The following is a 293-nucleotide window of genomic DNA, read 5'->3' as shown; positions in this document are numbered from 1 at the left end:
ACCGTGGTGCGGGCTGATCGTCGACCGGGTGCATGTCGCGGCGGCGGTGCTGCGCGTGGCGATGCGGGCGCGACCGCACGACCGGATGATGCTGGTCACCGACGCGATGTCGTCGGTCGGTGCGGTCGACAAGGATTTCGTGTTGCAGGGCCGTCCCATCCGCGTCGCGGACGGCATCTGCCGTTTTGCGGACGGAACGCTGGCGGGGTCCGACCTCGACATGGCGCAGGCGGTGGCGAACGCGGTCGCCGACCTCGACGTGCCGGTGACCACGGTGGCTGCAATGGCCGCAA

1 pseudogene is annotated in these 293 nt (G+C 70.3%); it reads left to right on the top strand.

Going from position 1 to position 293, the window contains the following annotated elements:
* A pseudogene (locus AC0IYH_RS30895) lies at positions 1–293 on the top strand (hypothetical protein); the annotation flags it as partial.

The organism is Pseudomonas sp. AC463, from assembly GCF_979253585.1.
This window is presented reverse-complemented; position numbering and strand designations above follow the sequence as displayed.